This window comes from Neisseria sp. P0021.S007 (assembly GCF_051956855.1).
In genome coordinates, this window is record NZ_JBQCXA010000295.1 from 1 (window position 1) to 841 (window position 841).

Below are 841 nucleotides of genomic sequence, written 5' to 3' on the forward strand. Positions count from 1 at the left end.
ATTCAGGGTCAAGCGCGGAAGTTGGTTCGTCAAACAGCATCAGTTCAGGCTGAATCGCCAATGCTCGGGCAATGCCGACGCGCTGCTGTTGACCGCCGGAAAGCTGGTAGGGGTAGAGGTCAATCTTATCGCTCAAACCGACTTTTTCAAGCAATTTGACAGCCTCTTCACGCGCTTTGGCGACAGGCTTGCCTTGTACGGCAACCGGCCCTTCCATGACGTTTTCCAACGCAGTTTTGTGCGGAAAGAGGTTGTATTGTTGGAATACCATGCCGGACTTGCGGCGCAGTGCCAAAATATCGTGTTTGCTTGGTTTTTTGGAAAAATCGATGCTTAACGGCTGCGCATTGTCAAACTCGATTTGACCTTGTTCAGGCATTTCCAAAGCGTTTAAACAGCGTAAAAACGTGGTTTTGCCTGAGCCGGAAGGGCCTAAGATAACAACCACTTGTCCTTTGCCGACATCCAAATCGATGCCGCGCAAAATGGTATTTTCGCCAAAGGTCTTATGGATATTGCGGATTTTAATCATGACAACTCCTTATTTGGCGATATAGCGGTCGAAACGTTTTTCCAAACGCGCCTGAATCAGAAACAGCACTTTGCAGAAACACCAATAAACCAATGCGGCTTCGATATAAACCGGTAGATAGTCATAGGAGCGATTCGCAATCTGTTGAGTAACTTGGAATAATTCAGTTACCGTTACAACTGCTGCAAGCGAGGTATTTTTGAACAAACCGATAAATTCATTGCTCAAAGGCGGTACGGCAACGCGGAATGCCTGCGGAGCGACAATGCGGCGGAATGTCTGCATATAGGTCATACCGATGGAGAAACC

At 47.7% G+C, this 841-nt stretch carries 2 protein-coding genes; both read right to left on the reverse strand.

The annotated features are described in order from the left end of the window. The coding region (locus ACTHUR_RS12925) for an amino acid ABC transporter ATP-binding protein (protein ID WP_440398894.1) at positions 1 to 532 on the reverse strand (532 nt) is incomplete at its 3' end. A 9-nt stretch (positions 533 to 541) separates the two neighbouring features. Then, a partial coding sequence (locus ACTHUR_RS12930) for an ABC transporter permease subunit (RefSeq protein WP_440398896.1) occupies positions 542 to 841 on the reverse strand: 300 nt, incomplete at its 5' end.